The organism is Hafnia alvei (assembly GCF_900095695.1).
Taxonomy (GTDB): domain Bacteria; phylum Pseudomonadota; class Gammaproteobacteria; order Enterobacterales; family Enterobacteriaceae; genus Hafnia; species Hafnia alvei_B.
The window spans coordinates 1-5,556 of the sequence record NZ_FMIQ01000016.1; the positions used below are offsets into that span (position 1 = coordinate 1).

Annotated in this window: 2 protein-coding genes and 5 pseudogenes; 3 read left to right on the forward strand and 4 right to left on the reverse strand. The window is 40.3% G+C overall.

Annotated elements, in window-relative coordinates; all coding sequences use genetic code 11:
* Nucleotides 1-177 precede the first annotated feature (177 nt).
* Nucleotides 178-532 (reverse strand): annotated as a pseudogene (locus tag BN1044_RS23835) (IS1 family transposase); the annotation flags it as partial.
* Between the two features lie 122 nt (nt 533-654).
* Here BN1044_RS23835 and BN1044_RS24295 point away from each other — a divergent pair.
* Nucleotides 655-872, forward strand: a pseudogene (locus BN1044_RS24295) (transposase zinc-binding domain-containing protein); the annotation flags it as partial.
* A gap of 434 nt (nt 873-1,306) precedes the next feature.
* Here the strand turns inward: BN1044_RS24295 and BN1044_RS05755 are convergent.
* Nucleotides 1,307-1,666 carry a hypothetical protein gene (locus BN1044_RS05755; protein ID WP_247650286.1) on the reverse strand — a complete coding sequence of 120 codons (360 nt, stop codon included), beginning with the start codon at nt 1,664-1,666 and terminating at the stop codon, nt 1,307-1,309.
* Between the two features lie 298 nt (nt 1,667-1,964).
* On the opposite strand from BN1044_RS05755, the pseudogene BN1044_RS23075 reads away from it, so the two are divergent.
* Nucleotides 1,965-2,659 (forward strand): annotated as a pseudogene (locus BN1044_RS23075) (IS1 family transposase).
* A gap of 118 nt (nt 2,660-2,777) precedes the next feature.
* On the opposite strand, the gene BN1044_RS05770 reads toward BN1044_RS23075, so the two are convergent.
* Nucleotides 2,778-4,994, reverse strand: a complete 2,217-nt coding sequence (locus tag BN1044_RS05770; protein WP_072307913.1) for a hypothetical protein — start codon at nt 4,992-4,994, stop codon at nt 2,778-2,780.
* Nucleotides 4,995-5,064: 70 nt separating this feature from the next.
* Here BN1044_RS05770 and BN1044_RS05775 point away from each other — a divergent pair.
* Nucleotides 5,065-5,255: pseudogene (locus BN1044_RS05775) on the forward strand (transposase); the annotation flags it as partial.
* Here the strand turns inward: BN1044_RS05775 and BN1044_RS23705 are convergent.
* Nucleotides 5,230-5,556: pseudogene (locus BN1044_RS23705) on the reverse strand (DUF3304 domain-containing protein); the annotation flags it as partial. The pseudogenes BN1044_RS05775 and BN1044_RS23705 sit on opposite strands and share 26 nt — an antisense overlap.

Sequence of the window (5,556 nt, forward strand, 5' to 3'; positions counted from 1 at the left end):
TAACGCCTTACGAGTTCGCACATCACACAAATAATTTCGGTGAGAAAATACTGTAGTACGCTGATAATATTTGCAGGTGGGAAGGTAAAAACATAACGGCATAAAAGCTCAGCCCATAAAGGGCTGAGCTTCAGCATCTTCCTTCTTTTTTGTCGAAAATGAGGTCGTGACGCAGATTTACTGATGGTGATGAAGAGTAAGAGACCAATCGATAATTTTGCCGTGCATTTCCTCTGATGTCGAAAGGCTAATTGTTCTGCGGGTCATTAGTTTGATATGTATGTGAAGATTTAGAGTATGTCGTTCTATCAGCCGTTAGGTATTTTTTTTGCTCACCACATGACTTGCTGCACTTAACAGTATCTTATAAACCGGCCAGATATCTGTCATAGAGAAGGCAAGATTAAACTTGCTTAACTTATTGTAGGGGCGAGGCACTTCTTGGGCCGAATACGTGTGTGAGAGCACGTTTGCGGATGCGGTCATCAGCGTAGAACAACCACAGGGGATTGCCTTTACACCGGACATAAGATCATTGTTTATCGGCTTTGCGTATTACCCCCGATTTTGAACAATAGTCCGCCTACGGCGGGAACTAATACTCTGTTACAACGGTGCTTTTTTCAGTTGTCCTAGCTCGTTATAATCCCGTGCATGTATATCCCTAGATCCGAAAAACTCCTCTTTCATATTGATGATGGCTGGGGCAAACTACTCACTAAATACAGTGACGCCATCCCTGAATGGACTCAATTGGTCGTCGAGCGTATGCTCGCCTGTGGTACCCCTGCAATGGGGGGCGCCGGTACTGCTGCGCATCTCCCCATTGCACACACGCCAAATACATTTGCTACAGCTGTATCAGTGCGTGTTATGCGGTGATCGGATGGTATTTTCGAGTGCGGAAGTCGGTTCACGAGCCGAGGTATTACTAGCTCAACGCCATCAGCAGTTAGAAAAGAAGCGATGGTTATTAGCGGCGTAGAGAAGATCTGCCTTAATTTTGGACTTACACCCGAAGTGAGCATTTTCCAATCAGTCGTCAATCATTGAAGCAACTTTATCGTTTTTTATGAAAGGGAATGATTCTTCGCACGCATAACATTGGCCTTATAATGTTAATAATGAATGATTGAAAATCCTAACCATGAACACGGGACATAAGCAAATCTCAAAAAAAACGCAATGTACACCAGTTTCAACTAGTTGGAGACATTACCCTTTATTAAGGAATAGTCAATCTTTGCTGTGATTACGGTATACCCTATAAATATAGCCAGCATTAACTCAGCATTAGCTTCAATTATCAATAAAGATTTGGGATGATGTCCTGCATGGATTCTAAATCTAATGAACCAGATTTTTCTTTTATTACCTGCCCAGAGAGATTAAATGTTTTAAACATCTCACCGCATGAATTGCATCCACCAGCCCCTGACAAAATAACCCTATCCTTTTTACATGAGGCACCGTAAAAGACAAAATTCATCATCTTAGTTTTGTCACCGTCTTGATTCAAACGTTCAATGGCTCCTGTTAGATTTGATAGTTCTTGTGTTTTGCCATTAATGTTAAGAATCTGCTTATCACAGACTGGCATGTCCAACTTATCTTGGTCGTCCCTGAGGTTATTTTTATGGCAATATGATTCAATGTTATAGTTCACACCTCCACAAGTGGATTTAAATAAATCGTGGATCACGAGCAAAGCAAATGCCTGGGACCAATAGAAAGAAAATAAATTTTTTCATAAAACCTCTGGATAATTATCTTCAATGAATTTTTCCATCGCTGCAGAGCTTGCGTGCAAAGTTGTCTTACTTTGCTTTTCCTCAACTATGTAATCTTCATGTTTTTCATAATCATTTTTTTGTTTGCCGTTGGTTGACCATAAGGCGAACCTGGTAAACTAGAGTCGTAACGTAAACTTAGTGTTGTTGTACTCTTTACCCTTTGGATGATTGATGGCAAAGATTGATATGGTTTGTCCCCGTTGTTCTGAAGCTCAGGGGATCGTCCAAAACGGCTATTCTAGTTCGGGGGCGCAGCTCTATCGCTGTAAGCACTGCCTGAAGACCTTTCAGCTTCACTACAGCTACAACGGCGAACCCCGAAACCTATCAAGCCATTGTGATATGGCGATGAATGGCTCTGGATACCACGATACCGCAAGCGTACTACAGATAAGTCTAAACACCGTTCTCTCCGTCATCTGAAAAACTTGTACCGCATCAAGTAGCGCAAAACGTTGAGCCAGGCGCAGAAGTCGTTATTTGCTGTGAAGTCGATGAAGAGTGGTCATATGTCTGCAGTAAAGGCAATCAGCGCTGGCTGTTTTATGCCTATAACCGCATCCGAAAGCGCGCCATCGCTCATGTAATTGGCCTGCGAAATGCTCTGACATTAAAGCGACCTCTGGTTTTGCTGAGCCAGTTTACTATCGTCTTCTACATGACCGATGCATGGCCGGTATACCGAGCTTTATTGTCCTCAACCAGTCATGTTATCAGCAAGAAATACACTTAGTGGGCAGAGCGACGTAATCTGAACTTACGAACCCACCTTAAGCGGCTTACCCGCAAGACCATTTGCTTCTCAAAGTCAGACAAAATTCTCGATAAGATCATTGGTTGGTATCTAAATCAACCACTATAACTAGATTTGCGTCACTACCAAAAAAGCCATCACTGATTAAATCGAATACTGATAAAATAGGACCTCAATAAACTCGTCAAATTCATTTAGGCCATAATGTTTGTGGTAACGGCCTAAATTATTTACCTATATATACTTTTTAGTTTCAGACCCACATCAATTTCTAGCCATTTATTTTCTCTGACAGACCAAAGCCACAGGCTATTTTTTTCTTTTTTATACTTACTATAATCACTTGCAGGAATAATGACATCTGTTTGCTCATTTATCAGCATAATGCGGTCTTCTATAGAAATCATATAGAGTACCCCCTGAGGTAACATTATTTTTTCTGTTACCACAGGCTGTTCTGATGCTGTACCATCATCATTAACCCATCGACCACTATCTATCGTATTGTCAAAAATAAGAATCTGCCGACTTCTTTTTGACGTGATAATCGAGCGACCGTAACCTATAACCCCCCCTTGATGATTGAATATAATTTCAGTGGTAGGTTGCCGGAAATGTACTCTGGCAATATAAAAACCGTTATAATTCGATATCAAGGCAAGTTTCGGCTCAATCAACCATTTCCGGGTATTTAAATCAAAAACCCCAGTTCCGCAGCACCTTGACACGATAACCGTATTTTCTGCCTTATTAAATTCAAAGCGCTCTCCACTAACAAGAAATTCTCCCTTTTTAGTATAGAGCTTCAGTTTATCGCTTTCATGTTTTAAATTGGCATCACGTGCCTGAATCAGGCCACTTTCTGTCGTGTATACAGTATGGTTTTCTGGTGAATTACGGATAATCACCTCACCTGTATCTGAGCGTAATAACAGGCCATTGAAACTTATAAACTCTTCATTTTCTGTAGTATCATATCCACCCCACACATCATCCTTATTTATCTTATATTTCAGGAAGTGACTCATACGGACTGGGTTAATAGGATTCAGCTGTAATGGTGAAATTTGACGTAATAATTGTGTAATAATCACCTGCATCATCAGATCATTATTGGCAATATTTTTTGACTTAAATGTATACTGCAACGTCAGCTCGGTATTTGTTTTTCCTAAAAAATAAAAAACTGGCGGCGAATCGTTAATAAAAAAATCCAGATAAGCGCGTCCTTGTGGATATTCTTCTTTCAAGTTGTTCTGTAATTCTTCCACTGTCGATTTATATAATCTCGCAGATAACTGCATCGAACTAACTCTAAAGAAATCAGATAAATAGCTTAAATCAATCCAATTGCTTTTAATTGAATTTTTTTCTGGATATCGAAAAAAAAAGTCAGGTGAGGCAATGGCATTGTTTATTCTTTCTGTCACAGCACTTGTCAATTTTTCTTTGTCGATATAAGAATGCAGAGGTGAATTAAACTTCCTCTCAAATTCATCTTTATTTAATATAAGATCACTTTCCTGAGCAAGAACACCAATATTATCTGGATTCAAAGTACGAATAACCATGTAATCTTGGGTAAAGTATTCAGTAACACCGTTGTAATTACTTGGTAAAATGGCAAGGTATAGGATTCGACTGACTGTATCATAATAATAATATAGCCCTGTGAGCGACATCGTATCCGAATGAAAAATTGCCCCATTCCCTCCATCAAAAATAGTTGCATCCATTTTTTTAACGAGCATTTTAAGGTCAGTTACTGGATCACTGTTTTTTATCACGATAACTGCCCCATTAAAAGGACGCCTGCTTTTATAGTGATACGCTTGGATATTTTCCGACTGATACGGCAAATCAAGCCAAGATAAATACATTTTAATGTTGTCATCATTATCAGGTTGTATTTCTGTCAGTGTGTCCTGGAAATTGAGCTTCAAGATATGGGGAGATATTTCTGACCAGCCAATATCGACTTGTTTTCCATTAAAATCTTTCAGAGGGTATCGTGCAATTGCATCGATCTGGGCCAAACGTTCCAGATTCCTCTGTGTGGTCAACAGCGTAGATGTCGCTTTTATTTTCTGAATTTCATTGCCATCTTCAGTCACTGGTTTCAGTGTCAAGGTAATAGCACACTCTCGGATACAGGCACTGCTTTTATCAAAAATAAGCTGAGGCTTATTTGAATTGCTATTATTCAATCTAAACGGGCTCACCTCCGCGTTATAATACCCATCCTTGTCTGGATTGAGTGAAACCTCATCCCCTATAGTGTGCCAAGTCAATGATTTATCCTGCTGGAGTTGAAAATAAATATTTTCACTATTTTTTTTCATCTGACCGATAAAATCTTCATATTCATCCTCTGGTTCATCATCAAACAACTGGATGTCAAAGTCGCTGATAATAAAATATTGTGAAATTGGTTTTTTTCTTTGCATCCAGCAAAAAATGTGACACTAAATAATAATGATACTATCAAAATTTGTCTTTTCATCTTTTAAACCCATCAAGAACCCCACGCGCGGCGAGATTGCCTATCTTGTTGTCGACTCCACCGGATTAAAAGTTTTCGGTGAAGGCGAGTGTAAGGTGAATAATACGGTAAGGAAAAGCGCCGCGTCTGGCGAAAACTGCACCTTGCCGTGGATGCCGATACCCACGGGGTTATCTGTACTAACCTGTCCCTGAATAACGTGACCATACAGACTTACCTGTCGTATCAGTGCGCTTTTCATAGGGCGACCAAGCATTATCGCTCCAGCCCAGCAACACTTTATCTCCGGGTAAAAAATGGACATGCAAATCATTCTCCCCCCACTTTCTTTCTGGCAGTGGCATAACTACGCGACGAGTTTCTTTACGAAGACCAGCATCGTACTGAGCACGCGTGGTACTTAATATCCAGATCACTTCCGCTGTTTTCCCACTTATACTGCCGCAACAAGTAGCCGCCCCACCTCCTCCGGAGTAGGGATTATTCTTATATGCAGAAGCATTCGG